This window comes from Aquimarina atlantica (assembly GCF_000626715.1).
GTDB lineage: Bacteria > Bacteroidota > Bacteroidia > Flavobacteriales > Flavobacteriaceae > Aquimarina > Aquimarina atlantica.
In genome coordinates this window covers 206096-229580 of the sequence record NZ_AQRA01000003.1, presented here as the reverse complement: position 1 = coordinate 229580, position 23485 = coordinate 206096, and the positions used below count along the sequence as shown (strand labels likewise).

At 35.1% G+C, this 23485-nt stretch carries 6 protein-coding genes; all 6 read right to left on the bottom strand.

The window, feature by feature from the left end:
* Nucleotides 1-52: 52 nt before the first annotated feature.
* The 6 genes from ATO12_RS07625 to ATO12_RS07600 all read right to left on the bottom strand — a co-directional run bounded on the left by ATO12_RS07625 (nucleotide 53) and on the right by ATO12_RS07600 (nucleotide 23202).
* Nucleotides 53-1390 (bottom strand): aspartate kinase, encoded by a 1338-nt coding sequence (locus ATO12_RS07625; RefSeq protein ID WP_034240919.1) that lies wholly within the window; start codon nucleotides 1388-1390, stop codon nucleotides 53-55.
* Between the two features lie 30 nt (nucleotides 1391-1420).
* Nucleotides 1421-2179: a thioesterase II family protein gene (locus ATO12_RS07620; protein ID WP_051575675.1), complete on the bottom strand. Its 759-nt coding sequence runs from the start codon at nucleotides 2177-2179 to the stop codon at nucleotides 1421-1423.
* A gap of 183 nt (nucleotides 2180-2362) precedes the next feature.
* Nucleotides 2363-3991 carry an MBL fold metallo-hydrolase gene (locus ATO12_RS07615; RefSeq protein WP_034240918.1) on the bottom strand — a complete coding sequence of 543 codons (1629 nt, stop codon included), beginning with the start codon at nucleotides 3989-3991 and terminating at the stop codon, nucleotides 2363-2365.
* Nucleotides 3992-4008: 17 nt separating this feature from the next.
* Nucleotides 4009-4923 (bottom strand): cupin-like domain-containing protein, encoded by a 915-nt coding sequence (locus tag ATO12_RS07610; RefSeq protein ID WP_051575674.1) that lies wholly within the window; start codon nucleotides 4921-4923, stop codon nucleotides 4009-4011.
* A 37-nt stretch (nucleotides 4924-4960) separates the two neighbouring features.
* A complete protein-coding gene (locus tag ATO12_RS07605; protein WP_034240916.1) occupies nucleotides 4961-6259 on the bottom strand; it encodes an MFS transporter in 1299 nt (432 codons plus the stop codon).
* An 83-nt stretch (nucleotides 6260-6342) separates the two neighbouring features.
* Entirely contained in the window at nucleotides 6343-23202 is a 16860-nt protein-coding gene (locus ATO12_RS07600) for a non-ribosomal peptide synthetase (protein ID WP_034240915.1), read from the bottom strand.
* Nucleotides 23203-23485 lie beyond the last annotated feature (283 nt).

Below are 23485 nucleotides of genomic sequence, written 5' to 3'. Positions count from 1 at the left end.
ATCACTATTCAATTTTGAATCAGAATAAAACAATTCACTTATTAAACTCTAATTATACCATATCCAACTCCACATGCTCATGAAAAAGTTTTTGATGTAATTGTTGCATTACATCGATTTTTTCTTCTGTCTTTACTAATAGAAGCACATAATTGCCTGCCGACTCAAAAGAAATCATTTTAATTGGTATAGCTCCCAATGCACCAAAGACATGGCCTCTATTTGGGCCTTTCATGATAGAGTTTCCTCCAATACATATTACACTATATGGTAAATCAAAATCTATGTCAAAACCTTGTTTAAGCTGATATAAAAACTCTGATATTTTATCTGTTTTTTCTATTACCAAAAACAATCCATTTTCTACATTATCCATCATAATAACAGGAAATTGATACGCATTACATAAGGTAAATACTTTATCATATAGGCTATAGTTCTCATTTTTGGGTATATCTCTTATTTTTAACCATACCATATTATCCTTTACTGCAATAGATTTAATTCCTGGTGGTGATATATTATCGCCTATTTTAGTACCTGTAGCAGATGGTGTAAAAGTATTTTTTAAGTATAGTGGTATCTTAAGGTCTACCAAAGGCTTAACCGTTTGCGGATGAAGCACTTTAGCTCCAAAACTGGCTAAAACAGAAGCTTCCTGATAAGATAGTAATGGAATCGAACTGGTATTATCTACATACCTTGGATCATTGTTATGAACTCCATCAATATCTGACCAGATTTGAACTTCTTCTACCTGCAATGCCGCTCCAATTATGGTTCCTGAATAATCACTACCTCCACGTCCTAAATTATTAACTCTGCCTTGTACATCTTTACAAATAAATCCTTGTGTGATAAATAGTTTTTCTTCTTTATGAGTTTGTAAAATATCATTTAGGTATTCACGTATTGTGGTAATATCCGGGCTTCCTGAACTATCGGTATACATAAAGTCTTTAGCCATTAAAAGTGTATTATTAACACCTATAGATGCTAGATAACCAGAAAAAACACGTGTTGATAAAACCTCTCCGAATGTTACAATCTGATTTTGTAATTCTATAGAGAAAGCTTTGTCTATTAAATAAGATAACTCCTTTACTATACTAGCTATACTTTCTTTTAATACTTTTGAAGCCTTAGCATCTATTCTTAATATATCAACTGTATTTTCATGATGCTCTTGTAATTGCAATATTATTTCTTTACCACTATCTCTCTTGTCATTTTTTATCGCTTCTACCAATTCTACCAACATGTTAGTAACCCCTGCCATTGCAGAACAAACTACTATTTTTGAGCCATCAATATTTGTTATGATATCTCTTACCTGCTCAAAACATGCTGCAGAGCCTAATGAGGTTCCACCAAACTTTAAAACTTTCATGTGTTTATATTGTATTAATACTGTCGAAGCTTATTTAAAAGAAGTCCTTAAGACCGAATTGGTTCTGTAAGCTTTTACAATTTTCTGGGCAATTATTTGAGGGGACTTCAGTATAAAAAAATGATCACCTTCAAGTAATTCGGGGCCACATAAAGACTTAGTCTCATTATCCCAAGCCATTATTTCTTCTATTGTTTGTTGATTATGATCTTCTCCTACTTCTTCTGTACCCATACAAACATATATCGGAAAAGAAAAAGGCTGCTCTTGTGTTATATACTCATAATCTTCTATAGCCTTGAAATCAGATTTTAGTATTGGATAATAGAGATCTAAAAGATCTTTATTATCTAAAATTTCTGTTGGTAACCCTCCTATATCATATACTTCTTTCCAAAATAAGGTTTTGGGTAGTATTGATCTTTTCTTTTTAGTCAAAACTGATGGAGCAGAACGTCCTGTAAAAAAAAGACATTTGGGTAATCTCATTTTAGCCTCAACTATTTTCTTGGTTAGTTCATAGCCTAATAGCGTTCCCATACTATGTCCATAAATCATATATGGCCCTTCTTTTATATGAGGTAATATTTGATCAAAAAGATCTGCCACCATTAGATGTATTGCATCTAACGACTGTTCGCTGAATCTTCCACCTCTTCCCGGAAGCTCTACGGTAACCCATTCGATATCTTTCTGGATGTATTTTTCAATAGTTTTAAAACTATATTGATTACCCCCGGCAAATGGAATAGCTATTATTTTAGGTTTGGCAATAAAGAAATGATTCATTTTTTTCAATTTTTTAAAAAGGCTAATCGATTTATTTACCGATTAGCCTATAAAAAGCGATGTTTTTCTGTACATAGAATAACCAAATAAAGTATGTTCTACACTCTAATCATTTCATCAAAAACGATGACAGAAAAATTATAGCAAAGGCTTTTTTTTTTTTTACAGTTATTGTACCTTCTTTTATACAGATTCTAAAACCTTTTTAGATTCCTGTGTCTTGTTGTACAAAATTTCCTTTTCGCCAAATAATCGCTCGGATATTATATTTCCATCCATACAATACTTAACTAATTTATCAGATTGAATAATAGGGTTAGACTCATCTGTGTATTTGATACTACTTATGAATTCCAGCCATGGTTCCTGCCCCATAGCATATACATATACTTCTTTTGGGCTAAATGCTTCAACAAGTGCTTTTCCTCTTTCAAAATTTGATCCGGCCAATCTTCTAGAAAAATCCTTATCCCTATCTATCGTTTCTGTTAACAATGGCCCATATAGCCAGGACAAAGGCGCTCCGTCACACTCCATTCCTAAAAATAACACATCAACATCTCCTAGCTCTGCCTGTACATGTTCATATAACTTTGCTGCTACATTACAAGAGTCTGCAACAAAAAGCATTTTAAAATCTCCTACAGCCACATGATGACATATTTTACATTGTATATTTAAATCTGAGTGTTCCCCAATAAAAGGTACTCCTGTGATAGTACAGTCACTAAAGTTAATAGCTTCCATTTCGTCAATTTCAATGACATTTTCAAAACCAATGGCTTGTAACATTAGTTTTAAGCTTGGATCTTGTAAACTACCATTTGAAGATCTGGGAACTACAATATTTTTGATTTTATGACGCAACGGGATCAAGGTTTCAAATAATATATGATCCTGATGATTATGAGTAATCAAAACATAATCAATTACTTCGGGTAGATCCATATCAGAAAAGCGCGAAACATCTTGATGATACCCATAATAGCTTATTACAGGATCCAACATAATAGAAATATCTTTTGTCTCAACAAGTATACTTGCATGACCAAAATAACGCATACGCACCTTATCACCGGTATATTGATTGTATTCTTTAGGAGGTTCTGTTGTAAAAAAAGTATCAAATACTTCTTCCTGTTCTTTTGATATCCCCAATAGTTCTTTTACTTCACTTACAGAACCTGGTATTCGTTTCATTCTGCTTAGTTTATCCAAGCCTTTATGATCAAAAGGAATATCCAAATGCACTTGATTACTATCGGGTAATCGAGGTGTACTTAATACGAAAGGGCGTTCATCATTCTCTGTGATCCACAGTAAAATACTTTGTGAATCCGGATTATAAAATTTACTCTTATATAACAGAGATTCAAAAAACCTAAAAGAAGGTTGGTTATTCAAATCATAAATTAACTCGACATATCCTTGTAATATTTCTGGCACCTCATCATATAGTGGCTCTAACGAAAAACCTTTGGCTTTACTTTTTAACAATGCATCTAATTCTTTAACGGCATCATTAAATGCAATCAAATCTTTTTGTTTTTGTAAAGTTTCTTCTTTAAGGTTTTTTATTTCATCAACACGCTTTCCTCCATAATCAATAAAAGGTCCTCCCAGCATCTTTGGGTTTTTAACTGCTGCTGCATGTGCAGCAGGGGCCTGTATATAAGAGCTCATTATTTTTAAATGTCGCCCTACTACATTCATTGCTCCTGTAGCAGGAGAAATCAAATGACTCCAGGCATACCAATTATCAAATAAGGGTTCAATAACAACATTAGGTTTAAGATATACTTTTGTACTCATTTCTTTTATATTAAATATTAACTGATATAATTTAGGTATGACTTATATAATGGAAATATGCTTTTTTCGGGAACTTTGAGTTGTAATCCTGCATACACCAATGCATTATAGTATACATTTTTAAGAGGAGCTCCTTTCCATAAAGTTCCCACTCCTTTTTTAGCACTTCTAGAGGTATGCCAATCTATATTGAAAGAAATTGATTGACTTAACCCATGGACTTGATGCAACATTCCTGAAGGCATATACAAAATATCCCCAGGTTCTAAAATCGCTTCTTTTATATTTAGATCTTTGGCTTTAGGAAACTTTTCATAATCCGGATTTTTGGGATCAAATTTGGACCATCTCCATCCTTTTATGTAACACTGGTCTTTTTGGGCCCCATCAATCAAGATGAATTGCTTTCTACCTACAACCTGAAAAAACAAATTATGAGTTAAAAGCGTATCAAAATGTAATGGGGTAAGGCTTCCTGTCGCTCCCATGAAGAATTGAATATAGTTTTGCCATTTTGGCCAATACCACTCGGGCAACAATTCTTTTGGAAAAGGTAATATATCTGCCAAATACTCTGGAAACATATAAAAAAAGGGAATATCATGTAAGTATCCCACCGGGTCAGCATCTAACCCAAGTTTTACGTTTTTTTCGTATGTATCCAACAGTTCGACATATTGACTAATCAGCATCATTTCTCGTCTACCTTCGCTCACTTTACCTACTTTAATAGGAATTTTAACTCCGGTTTCTTTAGCTTTGAAATAATCTACATCCCACTCTAAAGCATTCCAACCTGTAGTCATTCCTCTAATAACTACTGGTTGTCCTTTGTTTACAAAATCCTTGTAAAATTCTTTCCTGGTTATACCATTTCGAATAGGTATATGTTCAAGAATTTGTTTTTCCTGTATTACTTGAAATTCGTTCATTGAATTATTACTGATTTTAAAAGTTTATGATAAAGCATCATTTCATACTAGGAGAATTGATATGTGCTGTATTTTTATTATGTTCTGATTGATCTTTTGATTCTTTCTTAAGTTTTTCCTGGTATAAAGCATCCAGGTTTTTTATCCCCTTATTTCTTTGAAACAAATAGGAAACAATCATTAGCATTACTCCAGATATTGTAAAGATGAGGATGATGGCAATTGTAATAGTGGTTCCTGGGAAGTGATTTGAAAATTCGTAAGAAACATCAGAAACAACATTACTTAGATAATCTACAAAAGCCCCCGATAGCATATAAGACAATGGCTCTGAAGCCCCAATGACTAATCCAACAAAACCTGATAATCTTCCTAACATTTTTGTTGGAACGACAGCTTGAAAAAAAGCATTATTCATAATATCGGAAATGGTAAACAAAAGAACAGCCAACATTCCTCCAATAGCCAAAACATAAAGGTTAACATTAATCCATAAGCAACCAAGAATGACACCTAACAGGATATTAACATTAAAGATAGTTTTAATAGGATGTTCGATCTTTTTACTCATGCTCATTATTCCTCCTCCTATCACAGTACCAATTCCTACTACAGATAATACCAAGCCCAAATAGTACTCATTTGAAAAATCCAATATCAGAGGTGTAAATAGTACTTTGATCAGTCCAATTAAAAAACCGATTATAAAGAAAAAACCTAATAGTGATCTTAATCCTTTTCGCTCTTTTAGAAATTCTTTCACTAATTTCCAATCATTTCTAAAATTGAATTCTTCTTCTGTTTTCGCAACAACAACAAATCGTATCATCAAAAAAGCAAGGATCGAGATCAAAAAAGTGATAATATCAATCATAAATATGCGTTCCATACCGATCATTTTGAATAATACCGGAGAAACCACAGGAACACCAATACTTATAGCAGCATAAATTGCAGTTGATACTCCCTGCGCCTTTATCAGTTTATCTTTTGATACTAATGCCGTTGTAGCGACATAAAAAGCACTAAAAACAAACATACTGGCTATAGAACCTATTCCTGATACGATCATAATATGCCAGGGTTGTAAATGTTCGAAATAAAAAAGTGACATCAGTATACTACTACCTATACCTGTTATGATCTGCCCATAAATGATTATTTTCTTTTTACTCCATCTATCTACAAAACTGCCAATAAATGGTGCTAAAAGAACAGCAGGAGCCGCTTCAAAAAACCATATCATAGTATATGAAGTAATTGTTCCTTCTGGTTGTTTTAACACCCAAATACTTAAGGCAAAATCGGTTAAATCGGTACCTAATAATGAAATCATTATCAGGCCTACGTATAAAAAGTATTTCTTCATTAGTTATCTACTACTATTGGTAAGTTTTGCTGGATATGGAAGGTTAAAAATTATATCATTTGATCAGCTACTTCTATCATGTTATCGACTTTAAGAAACTCTGAAATTTCTTTTGCATGCGTTTCTTCTAGTATGGTAGTATGTACAGCTGGTATAGCATGTATTACGACCTTCTTACTGGTATATTGCTGTAATCCATAATCAAATTCTGTTGCATCATTATTTATCATTTCCATTTCTGAATTTTCCAATATTTTTGGAACATACATTGCTCTAAATAATGTGATTTGAGTATCCAGTTTTTGATCGAGATTCGGTATATATCTATAGGTCGAATTACTGTAAAGAACTTCTAATTGCCCTTTAATATCATCATCGCTTACAGAAAATTCTGAGCCACTGGCCAGTTCACAAATTACATTGATCTGCTCGGGTATAGATTTACCTTCGAGTGCTAATTTTGATCTGGTTAACTCAGAATCGAAGATCTCTCTTAACTCATCTACTTCTTCGTAAAGTAATTCGCGGAATCTTTGTGCTTCATCTATTTGTTCATATATCTCATCACTTACTTCATGAATTTTAGCATCAATCATCAATAATTCTTCAACCTCAAATCCTTTATTTCTTAATTGTAATGCCATTTCGAGTGCTACGGCTCCTCCAAAAGAATACCCACCTAATCGATATGGGCCAGAAGGATCTACTTCTTGCATTGCTGTAATAAACGTTTCTGCCATGGTTTCTACAGATTCAGATGTTTTTGATTTTCCGTCTAATCCCGGGCATTGAAACGCATACACTGGTTGATCATCTCCTAGTGCTTTGGATAATTGTAAATAAGAACCTACAGTACCTGCAGCCGGAGGGGCAAAAAATATTGGTTTTTTACTTCCATTTCCTTGTAAGGTTACCATGACCTTATACGTAAAAAAGTCTGTAGAAGACATCTTCTGAACGAATTTTGAAATGGTAGGATTCTCGAATATAACAGAAACGCTAAGCGATGTATTTAATAACAAATTAATGCGAGATATTAATTGTATTGCCAGGATAGAATGGCCTCCTAAAGCAAAGAAATCATCATGTACACTAATTCTTTCTATACTTAATAACTCTTCCCATAGAGCAACTAATTTCACTTCTGTATCGTTTCGTGGTGCCACATATTCTGCTTTAGATATATCAGAAACTTCTGGACTTGGTAAAGCTTTTTTATCGATTTTACCATTTCTGTTCATCGGCAATACATCCATAGAAACCCATACCCCCGGTATCATATATTCTGGAAGTCTTTCTTTCAAATAATCATTGATATCTCTAGTATCATAGTTTTCTTGTGCAACGACATAGCCTATTAAACTCCTGGTATCGATTGTACTACCTCTTACTACTACGCAACAATGCTGGATCTCTTCTTTTTCTAGAAGTACTCTTTCGATCTCACTTAATTCTATACGATATCCTCTAATTTTTACCTGATCATCTTTTCTTCCCATAAACTCAATATTACCATCTGCTAACCATCGAGCTAAATCCCCGGTTTTATACAATCGTTCCCCTTCTGCAAAAGGATTATCCACAAACTTTTCATTTGTTAATTCTTCACGATTAAGATATCCTCTGGCCAATCCTGGTCCTCCTACACATAATTCACCAGGAACACCAACAGGCATCAAATTCATATCTGCGTCTAAAATGTAAACATTAGCATTCGTGATCGGCTTTCCTATAGGAACGCTACCTCCTGTAATATCTCCTTCAAAAGTTGTTGCACAAATACTGGTTTCGGTTGGACCATAAGCGTTTATATATTTGCAGGAATCAGAAAAGGCTCTGGCAACTTCTAATGGTATAGTTTCTCCTGCTGTTACCAAGGTTTTTATGGTCGGAAGGCTATCGCTTTCTAATAATTGTAAAAAAGCAGGTGGCAATGTGGCAAATGTTACCTCATGCTTTTTCATAAATTTTGCAAAAGAAACTGTATCTGCTTTTTCTTCTTCTGATGGTATATGTAAACTAGCACCTCCCAGAAGAGTAATGTAAATTTCCCATACAGAAGCATCAAAAAACGGATTTGCAAACTGAAGGCAGCGGTCATTTGCAGTAATCGAAAATGCATCGACCTGAGAACATATGGTATTGACAATACCCCGATGTTCAATCATCACTCCTTTTGGTTGCCCGGTGCTCCCCGAAGTATAAATCAAATACGCTAAATCACCAGGTGTTACAGAATAATCAGGGTTTTGTAGATATGCCTTTTCTTGAGATAAATCATCTAGCTCTATATCAATTGAAAAAACCGGCACATTAAGTTCTATGCTATCAAATAATTTTTCTGAAGTTATGATTAACACTTTTAGCTGTGTATCTTTAATAATGAACGCTTTTCGCGAAGCAGGATATTCTACATCAATCGGAACGTAGGCAGCTCCCGCTTTCATAGCACCCAGCATTGAAATAACAGACCAGTCAGAACGGTTTAATTGTATTCCTACCAAATCACCAGAATTTAACTCGTAGTTCTCTCTTAGGTGGCGTGCCAAACGATTTGATTTTTCATTTAAGGTTTTATATGTCAACTTTCTATCTTCAAAAACTACTGCAATTGCCTCTGGTGTTTCGGCGGCTTGTTTTTCGAATAACGAGACTAATGTACTATCCTCTCCATAAGAAACTGAAGTGGTATTAGACCTACTAAATACATCTAACAGTATTGAAGACTCTTCATTTGATAGCATAGTTAAGCTTCCTATATTAGATGACGGAGATACCAGTATATGCTGTATTAACTCCTTGTAATGCAATGCCATTCTTTGTACCGTTTCTTTGGCAAACAACGCAATACTATACTCAAAATTAAAGTATAGACCGTCTCCTGACTCCACTGCATTTAAAGATATATCCAATGGAGAAAACTCAGCATCATACTCATATGAGTTGATTTCCAAATTTTCGAGATGTAAATCTTCTGATTCGGGAGTATTCTCTAACATAAATTTTACCTGAAATAGAGGAGGTATACTCATATCCCTGGTTTTTACAACGCGATCTACAACTCTTTCGAAAGGCACTAATTGATTGTCATACCCTTCGAGTGTTGTTGATTTTATTTGCTGTAATAGCTCTCTAAACTCTGGATTATCACTTAGATCACTTCTGAGCACTAATGTATTGATAAAGAAACCTATCAACCCTTCTAATTCTGCTTGTGTTCGGTTTGCAATAGGTGTTCCTATACAGATATCATCCTGACCACTATATTTATAAAGCAATACCTTGAAGACCGATAATAAGAACATAAACAGGGTTACTCCTTCTTCATTACAAAATTCTTTTATGGTTTCAGTTGTTTTTGCATCTAATTCGAAGTTAACAGATGCTCCTTCAACACTTTGAACTGAAGGACGATCATAATCGGTAGGCAATAATAAAGGAGGAACTCCCTGAAGCCTGGTTTCCCAAAACGACAACTGTTGCTCTAAGATTTCACCTTCTATGTATTCTCGTTGCCATATCGCATAGTCTGCATATTGTATTGGTAACTCTGGTAAAATAAATGATTGACCTTTTTGTAATGCACTATATATATGAGTAAACTCATTTATCAAAATACCCTGAGACCATCCATCGCTTGCTATATGATGAAGAACTCCGCAGAATACATAATCATTTTCATCTAATTGATATAAGCAGGCTCTAAACATATAATCGACTGCCATATCGAATGGAGTATCGATAAATGATTCTAGTTTTTCAAGAATCATCTCCTCATTTTCTACCTGAACCAAATCCATAGACCAATCGGTAGCAGGCCTTATTTTTTGATACCCTATTCCTTCTTCAGCTTCAATAACAGAGCGTAAAACTTCATGACGAGAAATTACTTCTTGAATAGCATTTTCTAATATTGAAGTATTCAGATCTCCTGTAAAACGAAGGGTAAACGGAATATGATATTCTACACTTCCTTGCAATTGATCTAAAAACCACAGACGTTCCTGACTAAATGATAATGGGATCTTTGCATTATTTTCTCTAGCAACAATTTCTGGCAGTATACTTCTACCTCGGGATTGAGAATCTACATACTTTGATAAATCTGATAATATCGGATATTCAAAAACATCGATAATTGCTATTTCAATATTCAATTTTTTTCGAATCATTGATACCAAACGAGTAGCCAGCAAGGAATGTCCTCCTAAAGAGAAAAAGTCATCCTGAATCCCTACTCGTTCTACCTCTAATAGCTCTTTCCAGATTGCAGCTAACTGGATTTCCATTTCTTCTTGAGGTTCGATATAATTAGCTGCGGCAATATCGATCAGTTCAGGATCAGGTAATGCTTTTTTATCTATCTTACCATTACTTGTTAGAGGCATCGTTTCAAGAACAACCCAAAGACCTGGTACCATATAACCAGGTAGTTTCTGTAGCAATGAGGATTGTAATCTATCTTTATCAAAATCATTTTCGCTAATTACATATCCGATCAAACGGTGATTTCCTTCAGCATCTGGTTTTGATAACACACAACATTCGAGAATATCTATTTCCTGGCTCAAAACATTTTCTATCTCTCCTAATTCGATACGATATCCTCTAATCTTAATCTGATCATCTTTTCGACCAATAAACTCAATATTTCCATCGGGTAACCACTTTGCTAAGTCTCCGGTTCTATACAAACGTTCTCCTTCTACAAATGGATTGGATATAAATTTCTCTTGTGTTAGTTCTTCCTTATTCAGATATCCTCTTGCCAGTCCATTCCCTCCAACACACAATTCTCCCATTACTCCAACAGGTAACAGTTGTTGTTGGTCATCTAGTATATAGATTTGCGTGTTGTCTATAGGTTTTCCAATGGGTACAGATGATAAAGAAGTATCATATGTGCTAACTTCTATAACAGAACAACCAACTGTAGCTTCGGTTGGGCCATATTCGTTAAACACCTTAACCGAATTATCCAGTGGTCCTAACAAATCAATATGCGATCCTTTTAAGGCTTCTCCACCTATAATAATACGTTTCAAATGAGCATGCTCTGTATCCTCTAAAAATGATAAATGAGATGGCGTTAATTTAATAGAGGTAATTTCTTTGGTCTTCAAAATTAAGGGTAAAGATTCTATTGCTTCTTTTTCATAAACAAACAGGGTACCACCAGTTAGTAAACTGAGAAAGATACTGGTTTGTGTTAAATCAAAAGCCAGGGAAGTAAATAATGGGAAATTATGACTTCCTGTTTCTAATTGATATGCCGATAAACCATATAACACGTAGTTAGTTATATTGCGATGTTCTATCATTACTCCTTTAGGCTTACCTGTACTTCCTGAAGTATAAATAATATATGCCAGATCTTTTGGAGAAGATATAAAAGAAGGATTGGTCAATAATTCTGCGTCACCAAGTAGTTCTTCTAATTCTACATCTATCGAAAATATACTTACATTAAACTCTATACTATCAAAAAGATGTTCGGAGTCTGTAATCAAAACCTTAGGAGTGCTATCCTCCACAATATATGATTTTCGAGATGTTGGGTAACTGGTGTCAATAGGAACATAGGCTGCACCAGCTTTTAGTATCCCTAAAATTGAAATCACAGCCCAATCAGATCGATCTAATAAAATACCGACGATATCATCTGCTTTCAGACTATACGTATCCCTTAAATGATATGCCAAGCGGTTGGATTGTTCATTAAGCTCTTTATATGTTAGCTGCTTATCTTTAAAGATTAAAGCAACAGCATCCGGAGTTTTATTGGCTTGTTCTTCGAATAGACTTACGATGGTTTTATTTTGATCATAAGAAACATCTGTAGCGTTGAATGCATCTACCAATTGAGATTTTTCTTCTTTTCTCAACATAGAAAGGCTTCCGATTTTCTCTGATGGATTGGCTACAATGTTATGTAATAGTTCTTGATAGTGCATCAACATACGCTCTACAGTCTCTTTCTTGAATAAAGCTGTACAATATTCTACATTAAATGAAATACCAGTAACTTCTTCTGTTATGTTAATGGTTAAATCAAATTGTGAAGTGTTTCCTTCATATTCAAAAGGCGACATAGTTACACCATGCATTACTAAATCTGTTTCTGCAGATATATTTTGCAGTGTAAACAGCACCTGAAACAGTGGATTCATGCTCATATCCCTAGTTTTGACTACCCGATCTACTACTTTTTCAAAAGGAGCCAATTGATGGTCATATCCCTCTAGCGTTGTACTCTTTACTTCTTGTAGCAATTCATTAAAACCAGCAGTATCTTTTAAATTGCTTCGCAATGCCAATGTATTAACAAAAAACCCAATCATATTTTCTAGCTCTGATTGAGTTCTATTAGCTATGGGAGTTCCCACACAAATATCAGACTGGCCACTATATTTATATAATAAAACTTTAAAAGCGGATAGCATCACCATAAATAAGGTAACCCCTTCTTCTTGGCATAATTCGGTAACTGAATCACTTAACTTTTTGTCTAACTCAAAGTTAAAGGTCGCTCCTTCTGTACTCTGCACTGATGGACGAGCATAATCTGTTGGTAGTCCTAAAGGTGTAACCCCCTGTAACTTCTCTTCCCAATAAGACAACTGATTCTCTAATATTTCACCTTCTATATAATTGCGTTGCCAAATCGCATAATCCGAATATTGTAATAATAACTCTGGTAAAGCTACCGTACGGTTCTCCTGATATGCACTATAGAGCTCTGCAAACTCTGCTACCAATATATCCTCTGACCATGCATCGCTGGCAATATGATGAAAAACTCCGGCCAAAACATAACGATCTGATCCCAGATCATAAATACAAGCCCTGAATTTATAGTCCTTCGACAAATCAAATGGGATGGTTAAATAAGATGCTATAGAATCTTCTAACGAAACGTCTGATTGATCCATATTCCGATCCAGTTTCCAAGCATCAGAATCAACAATCTCCTGGTAACCTATACCTTCCTCAGAATGAATCATTGTTCGTAATACCTCATGACGAGATACAATAGTTCTAAAACAGGTTTCTAATATATCAATATCCAAACTACCTGATAATCGTAGTACTATAGGAATATGATATGCAACGCTACCTTCTAACTGATCTAAGAACCATAAACGTTCCTGGCTAAATGATAAAGGAATACGTTCCGGACGTTGTTGAACCACAATTTCGGGTAATAAAACACCTACTGATTGTTGTTTTAAATGAAGAGCCAATTCATGTATGTTGGTATACTCAAAAATATCTCGAATAGAAACTTCGATATTCAATTCCTTACGAATTATGGAAACTAATCTTGTTACCAATAAAGAATGCCCCCCCAATTCAAAGAAATTATCATACACTCCTATTCGTTCTATTCCTAAAAGTTTTTGCCAAATATCAACTAATTGTTCTTCCAGTTCATTACCAGGAGCAGTATATTCCTGGGTTGATAACTCCAAATTATCGGGATCGGGTAACGATTTCTTATCTATCTTGCCATTTGGTGTTAAAGGCATTTTCTCTAACTCCACCCAAATACGTGGAATCATATATTCTGGTATGCTTTCTTTTAAATACTCTTCTACAGCCTGTTTATCCAGACTCTCTTTTAAAACAACATAGCTTACAAGACGATTATTTCCGTGCGTATCGGTTTTAGCTAAAACACAACAATTTATAACGGCTTCATAAGATGCCAATACATTTTCAATCTCTCCTAACTCAATTCGATATCCTCGAATTTTTACCTGTGTATCTCCTCTACCAATAAATTCTACATTTCCATCAGGTAACCAACGTGCTAAATCTCCTGTACGATACATTAAAGTATCTTCTACAAATGGATTTGAAACAAATTTCTCTTTTGTCTGTTCTTCTTTATGTAAATATCCTTTTGCCAGACCTGGTCCCGCGATATATAGTTCTCCTATAACACCTATAGGCAATACATTTCTAAAAGCATCTAAAATGTAAAAATGAGTATTCCCCATAGGTTTACCAATAGGAACATTAGTCAAGCTATCCAGGCTATTTAGATCTTCGGCCTCATAATAAGAACTATCAATGGTAGCTTCTGTAACTCCATAACTATTTATAATTCTTACTTGTTTTCCAAATCGACTTTCTAGTCGGCAAAAATTGACAGAAGTACAAACATCAGATCCTAAAATAAAGAGTTTAAGCCACTCAAAATCTAATTCATTATCATAGATATGATCCATTAATGGTATTCCTAATGAAGGAGTTACCTCCATTATATTGATCTTATGGCTAGCCATTAATTTATACAGTTCTCGAAGATCAAAGCGAATAGCGCCAGGGCAAATAATCATCTGCCCTCCAAATAATAGACTACGACAAAGATCTCCTGTAAATACATCAAAAGAAAAGCTGGCTATCTGTAATAAACGAGTATTCTCATCCAAATCGTACTCTTTTTGCCAACTCAATGATACATTGTACAAACCGAGATGAGTTATAGCAACTCCTTTTGGTTTACCTGTTGTTCCTGACGTATAAATCACATATGCCATATGTTCGGGAGTCAATTTTATCCCGGGTGTTGTAGTGATCTCCTTGGTAATTAATTCGTGATCTCTGTCAAACAATATACACTTCACTTCCTCATTAACATCTAATTGTTTTATGTCTGAAGTAGTGCTTATTATAAGATCAAGCTTAGCGTCTTCAATGATGTAAGAAATTCGAGTCAAAGGATATTCCGGGTCAATTGGAACATAGGCATTTCCTGATTTTAAAACTCCTAAAACACCGACAATCATTTCTATAGAGCGAGACACGCAAACACCGATTAAAGCACTCTCAGAAATGTTTTGATTACTTATATAATGTGCTAATTGATTTGATTTTTCATTTAATTCTCTATAGGTAATCTTTTCGTTTTGGTAAACAACTGCCACTGCATCAGGAGTCTGTTGTGCTTGTGTTTCGAATATATCCAGAATAGTTTTATCCTGAAGATTGCCAATATCTGTAACATTAAAACTATTTAATACCTGTAGTTCTTCGGCTGCCAAAATACTCAAACTACTCACCTCAACGTTATTTGGGCATTCAATCTCCTCAAGAAGCTTTATTAAAGCTGTTTCCATGTATGCAATAACCCGATCCGGCTCAATCCCATCTATACAGGCTGTTAAACCAAAATCAACTCCGTAATCGTCAATACTCAAATCAAATGGATAATTTGTACGTTCTTTGTCTACCTGAAGTGTTATTCCTAAATCAATACCCACATTATCTGATATAGATTGGGGTTCTGAATGACGATAATTTAACAATGCGCTGAACAACGGAGTATCATTTGAAACACCACTCCAATGTTGAATATTAGATAATGGTGTTTGCTCGTAAGGCATTAAACCTTGTAACTCTTGTTTTACATGATCTAAATATTCTGATACACTATGATCTAAATGTAGTATCACGGGGAGCGTATTAATAAACAACCCTAAAGACTGATCTGCTCCCAATGATCCCTGTAGTCGTCCTGAAAACAAAGTTCCAAAAACGGCATACTCTTTATTACTACATCTACCTATCACAATACCCCAAGCGGCATGAAAAATTACGGCTGGGCTTATCTTTAATTTGCGAGATAGTAAACGAATTTGAGCAGATATACCTGAAGAAAGCATCTTACTTGCTTCCTGTATATCGCTACCATCTCCCAATGTATCAGACAAACCAAAAGGAAAAGTAGGTTCTGTGATATCTCCTAAACGTGAACGGAAATAAGATTCGCTATCATTAGTCGCTTGTTGATGTAAAACATGTGCTATAAAATCGCGATATAAAACCGGTTGGGTAAAATTAACCGTGTCTCCAGACAAATACATTTCAATCTCTTCTATTATCTTCTCCAAACCAACATGATCTATTATTACATGATGTTGTTTAAATAGTAAGAAGAAACGACCACTACTTGTATCATCAGCAGTTTGCAACTGTAACAATGGCCCTTTTGATAAATCCATCCAATGTTTCCCAGAATCAATTATTGATTCTAGTTCTTCTTTTACATTTTGCGATGAAGAAAAAGATAATTTTGATACTTGAAGCTTAACCTCTCTTAGAACTACCTGAACAGCATGAGGTAGCCCTTCGCTCAAAATACAAGTTCGAAGTACATCATGACGTGTAATCACATAGCGGAGTGCTTCTATAAATTGTGAACGTTTATCCAGGCTATCAAAAGACAACAAATTAAATAATATGTAAGGATCTCCATTACTCTGATCACTCATCAAATGATGAAAATACATTCCCTCTTGCAGTGGAGAAAGCGGATACATATCTTGGATATTAGCAACGCCTTCTTCAATATGATCTACAACCATATCCAACTCCTCCTGTCTAAAATCAAGTAACGGGACCATATCGGGAGTAATCTTCTCGCAATCTGTTGTGATACCATTGGCAGGAATCTCATAACTTGGGGCAGCAACTCCTAATCGCAATGCTAATGTTCCAATTGTTGGATTGGCAAAGATATCACGAACTCCTACTTGAAGCTCCTGATCTTTTAATCGGGAGATGAGTTTTACTACGAGTAATGAATGTCCTCCCAGTTCAAAGAAATTATCATACACTCCAATCTTGTCAATCCCTAGTAAATCCTTCCAGATCAAAGCTAATTGCTCTTCCATCTCATTACGAGGGGCAATATATTCTTTTGAGGATAACAAAGATAGATCAGGAACAGGTAGTTTTTTCTTATTAATCTTACCATTGCTGGTTAAAGGTATTTCTTCTAATTCGACCCATAATTGAGGAACCATATACTCTGGCAATCCAGAGTGTAATTTTTGTTGTAATTCTTCCTTAATCAACTGTCCTTCTACAACCACATATCCTACCAAACGTTTACTGCCATTAGCATCTTCTTGTGCTAATACACAACAACTCTGAATACCTTCTACAGAAGACAGTACACTTTCTATCTCTTCTAATTCTATACGATATCCTCTAATTTTAACCTGATTATCCTTACGCCCAATAAATTCTATATTTCCGCCAGGTAACCATCGGGCTAAATCTCCCGTTCTATATAAACGTTCTCCTGGTTTAAAAGGGTGAACTACAAATTTCTCTGCGGTTAATTCGTGTCGGTTCAAATACCCTTTGGCTAAACCTGCCCCTCCAATACATAACTCACCAACTACACCCATAGGGGCTAATTCTATATTGGTATCTAAAACGTAAAGGCTCGTATTAGTAAGCGGGCCTCCAATAGGAATAGTTCCTGCATTATCAGGAATATCACAAATTGGGTAACAAGTTGCATATACAGTAGTTTCGGTCGGACCATATACGTGAAGTAATCTTTCTTGCCCTAAAGCTGATGCTATTTTTCTTGTTGGACTAACAGAAACTTTTTCGCCTCCGAATAATAATATTCTTAAACTCGACAATCTTGACAAGTCATAATCTGCAAAAGAATTAAACAACGCTGTAGTTATAAAAACTACGCTTAATTGATTTTTACTAATAACCTGAGTTAGAGCATCAACATCAGAAGCTATAGAACCTGGGATCAAATACAATGATGCACCATTTAAAAGGCTTCCAAAAATCTCGTATGTAGAACCATCAAAAGCATAATTTGACCATTGCAATACCCGATCTGATGGATGGATAGCGATTGAACTCTCTTTATCATTGATAAGCGTTATTACATTTTCGTCACTAATCACTATACCTTTTGGAGTACCGGTTGTTCCGGAGGTATACATTATATAGGTATCAGATACTATACTTCTATTTGAGTTATATACATCAATAGAATGTTCTAAAGATTTTTGGACATTCAAAAAAGTATATTCATCAGAGGATAATTCTGTTAATAAAGAAGAATCACTATGAATAATGTAGTTTATCTCAGCATCTTTCAAAATAAAATCCAAACGATTCGGTGGTAGAGAAGTGTCGAGAGGAACATAAGTAGCACCTGATTTTAACACACCTATCATGCTTATCACCATATCCATTCCTCTCTCATATAAAAGCCCTAATCGGGATTTTTCCTGCACTCCTTCTGATAGTAAGTAATGCGCTAATTGATTAGATCTTTCGTCTAGTTCTTTGTATGTTATCTTAACATCTTCATCAACAATAGCAATAGCATCGGGAGTTTTTTCAACCTGCTGCTTAAACAAATCAATGATGCTCTTATCTTCTGGATATGCTACTATCGTATCATTAAACCCATACAGTAATTCTTCTCTCTCCTGATTTGTCATCATGGACAACGAATGGATGGGTAGAGTAACATCCTTAACGAGGCTACTCAACAGCTCTTTATAATGAGCCAACATACGCTCCATACTACCCTGAGTGAATAAAGCTGTACAATACGTTATACTTAAAGAAATACCTCCTGCCTCTTCTATTGCGGTCAAGGTCAGGTCAAACTGAGAAGTGGTTTCTTCAAGATTATAAGGAGAAGTTCTTATATCATCCAAGTCAGAATCTTTTACTTCTGGTGTGTTTTGTAATGTAAACATCACCTGAAACAAAGGACTCATACTCATATCTCGGGTATCTATGACTCTATCAACCACTTCTTCAAAAGGAGCTAATTGATGATCATAAGCGGCTAATGCTGTCTCTTTTACACTATGTAAAACTTCTTTAAAACTCAGATTTCCTCCTAAATCACTACGAAGTGCGAGTGTATTAACAAAGAAACCAATCATATCTTCTAACTCAGATTGCGTACGATTAGCGATAGGAGTACCTACACAAATATCTTCCTGACCACTATAACGGGATAATAATACCTTGAATGCTGATAACAAAACCATATACAAGGTAGTTCCCTCTTCTGTACAAAGTTCTGATAGCATGCTACTCAAATCAGCATCCAACGTAAGCGAAACACTACTCCCTTCATAACTCTGTATCGAAGGTCGTGCATAATCTGTTGGTAAGGATAATGGAGTAACTCCTCCTAGTTTATCCTCCCAATACGATAATTGATCTTCTAAAATATCCCCTTCGATATACTTTCGTTGCCAAATCGAATAATCGGTATATTGTAAAGGTAATTCTGGTAAGGTTCTCGAACCTCCTGCTTTAATAGCTTTATAAGTCTCAAGAAATTCTCGTATCAAAATACCCTGAGACCAACCGTCACTGGCAATATGATGAAAAACTCCTGCCAATACATAAGTCGAACCTCCCAAATCATATACACAAGCCCTAAACATATAATCCTTTGACAAATCAAAAGAATCCTCGACAAAAGCAGCGATCTTATCATCTATACTCGTCATATCGGCTACTAGCTCTCTATGCAATACCCAATCATCAGATTCAATCACTTTTTGGTATCCTACTCCATCCTCTTCATAAAATACCGTACGTAATACTTCATGACGAAAAACAATACTTCTTAGGGAAGCTTCTAAAATAGCTATATCTAACTCCCCTTCTAATCGTAAAACTGCAGGAATATGATAGGCAATACTACCTTCTAACTTATCTATAAACCACAATCGTTCCTGGCTAAAGGATAATGGAATATGTTCTGGCTTATCCTGTGGTATAATCGAAGGTAAAACTGTGTTTTCTGAAGCATCAGATAAATGATGCCCTAAGCCCGAAATCGTAGAATGTGAAAATATATCCCGAATAGCAACTTCGACAGATAATTCTTTGCGGATCATAGCAACCAAACGTGTCGCTAATAACGAATGACCGCCTAACTCAAAGAAATTATCATATACTCCAATCTTATCAACTCCTAACAAATCCTGCCAGATAACCGACAGTTGTGTTTCAATCTCCGTACGGGGAGCAACATACTCCTGTAACGACAACTGCGAAACATCTAATGAAGGTAACCCATTCCTGTCTATCTTACCATTGCTGGTCAAAGGCATCTCATCTAACTCAACCCATAGCTGGGGAACCATATAATCCGGTAACCTCAAGTGTAGCTCCCACTCTAACTCATCCTTTTCTAATGTGCCTTCTACAACAACATAACCTACTAAACGTTTACTGCCATTAGCGTCATCCTGAGCTAATACACAACAACTCTGAACAATTGATAGATCTGATAAAACACTTTCTATCTCTCCAAGCTCAATACGATAACCACGAATCTTCACCTGGGTATCCTTACGGCCTATAAACTCTATAGTACCATCAGATAACCAGCGGGCCAAATCCCCTGTCTTATATAAACGCTCTCCCGATTTAAATGGATGAGCAATAAATTTCTCTTCTGTTAAATCTTCACGATTTAAATACCCGCGAGCCAAACCTGAACCACTAATACATAACTCACCAACAACTCCTATAGGTAATAAATCAAGCTCCGAATTTAAAATGTAAACCTCAGTATTAGAAATAGGAACTCCGATAGGCACACGATTTTCTATAATTCCTGAAAATGTGGTGGCACATATACTACTCTCTGTAGGACCATATGCATTAATATAGGTACGTCCTTCAGAAAATGCCTTAGCTAAATCTACAGATATAGCCTCTCCTGCTGTAATTAAGGTACGTACATTCGATAAAGCATCAACAGGTAGTATCTGTAAAAATGCAGGGGGCAAAGTAGCAACCGTAATCGAATGTTCTTTGATAAATTGTCCAAAAGAAGTTACATCTGACTTACTTTCCTCGGTCGCAATATATAACGAAGCTCCTCCAAGCAATGAGATAAAAGTTTCCCAGACAGAAGCATCAAAAGAAGAACTTGCAAATTGAAGGCATCTATCCTCCTTTGTAATTGAAAAAGCTTCTACTTGTGAACAAATGGTATTAACAATACTACGATGTTCAATCATAACTCCTTTAGGAAGGCCCGTACTTCCTGACGTATAAATAACATATGCCAGATGTTCAGGATTAGACTGCTCGGGTATTGCACTCACATCCAACTGCTCTATAATCTTCCAATGCCCATCTAATAAAATTGTGTTTAATTTTTCTCTTTCACCAAAAACAGATACAATATCACTTGTTGTCATTACCATATCAATAGCTGCATCATCAAGCATATACTCGATACGACTCAATGGATAATTTGGATCAATCGGTACATACGCTGCTCCTGCTTTTAAGATTCCTAAAATACCAACGATCATTTCTATCGAACGCTCTAAGCAAATTCCTATTAATTCTTCTGGTTCGATCTTTTGATTAAGAAGGTAACGTGCTAATTGGTTGGAACGTTCATCCAGCTCCCTATACGTCAACGATTTCCCTTCAAAAAACACCGCTTCCCTTTCTGGATGTTTCTCTACCTGAGATTCAAACAGAGTTATTAATGTTTGTTCTGATGGGTATGCTACTTTGGTATCATTAAAACTATGAAGTAATGTTTCTCGTTCTTCTACCCCTAACAATGATATGGAGTTAACCGGTATTTTACTGTCTTTAACTACTTTTTGTAATAACTCCTCATAATGACATAACAAACGTTCTATTGTAGCACTATCAAATAACGCTGTACAATACTCTACCTGTAATGAAATGTCAGAATCATGTTCTATAACATTAAATGTAATATCGTATTGAGCAGTAGTTTCTTGATAATCATATGTAGAAATTGCAATCTCTTCTAAGGATAAATCTGTTTGTTCAGGAGTGTTTTGTAACACAAACAATACCTGAAACAATGGGCTCATACTCATATCACGTGTGGATACAACACGATCAACGACACGTTCGAAAGAAACCAATTGATGATCATAAGCATTCAATGTTGTTTCTTTAACTCTGGAAACAACTTCTTCAAAACTTGGGTTGCCTGTCAGATCGCTTCGTAATGCCAAAGTATTTACAAAAAATCCAATCATATCTTCTAGCTCTGATTGGGTACGATTGGCAATAGGAGTACCTATACAAATATCATCCTGACCACTATATCGAGACAATACTACTTTTAAGCCTGACAGTAAAGTCATGAATAAAGTAACTTGTTCTTTCTGACAAAAATCCTGTAAAGAACGACATAAGTCGACATTTAATGTAGTAGTTATGCTTGCTCCTTCATAACTCTGAATTGATGGTCGTAGATAATCGGTAGGTAATGATAAAGGAGTAACATCTTTCAATTTCTCTTCCCAATAAGAAAGTTCTTCCTCTATTGTTTTATTTACAATAGATGATCGTTGCCATACAGCATAATCTGCATATTGTAATGATAATTCTGGCAATACAGGGGTTCTATTCTCTTGTAGTGCACTATACAACTCTATAAACTCATTGATGAATACTCCTTCTGACCAACCATCACTGGCGATATGATGAAAAACCCCTACGAACACATAAAGATTTTCACCCAAATCATACACAACAGCTCTAAACTTGTAATCCTTTGATAAATCAAAAGGGAGTTCGATAAAAGAAGCTATTTCCTCTTCAATATTTTTTCCCCCATCTATCATATTTTTTTCTAAAGTCCAATGATCTTCCAAAATTACATTTTGGTAACCTATTCCTTCTTCAGAATAAATAACAGTTCGCAATATCTCATGGCGAGCAATAATCGTTTTTAAAGAGCTTTCTAATATATCCAAGTCCAATACTCCTTGTAGTTTTAAAACTACAGGTATATGGTAAACCTGGCTATCTTGTAACTGATCCAAAAACCATAAACGTTCCTGACTAAAGGACAAAGGAATTTTGTTGATAGCATCTCTATTGTAAGGTTTAATTTTTAAAGCATTCCCCTTTTTTTCTCCTTGATACCTCTCTATATATTGAATAATTGACTCCTTATTATCTTTAATTTTTTGAAGTAAATCTGCATCTATTGGATCTGTAGATTTAACAGTTAACGCCCCTTTATTAACTACCAATTTTATGTTGTTTTTATTGGCTTCTTTTAAAATATTTAAAACTTCTCTTTTCATGTGTTTATAATATTGCTTTAAAGGACAGATCCATCTACCGGCCAGCAGATAGAATTTGCCATTAATCGTTTAACTCCGGTTTTATATTTCATGGAGTAGTTAAATCTTTATTTTGATTGATCTTGACTAAATAGTATAGCTCAGTTATAGCTAAAGTCATTGTTACTTCGTCATCTTTGGGCGTTTCCCTTCGGGTCGGGCTATACGTTACAAGTCCTCATCCGATTATCATCAGATTCCGGGCTTTACACTACTATCCCTAACGCATTTCCGATAAGTTGCT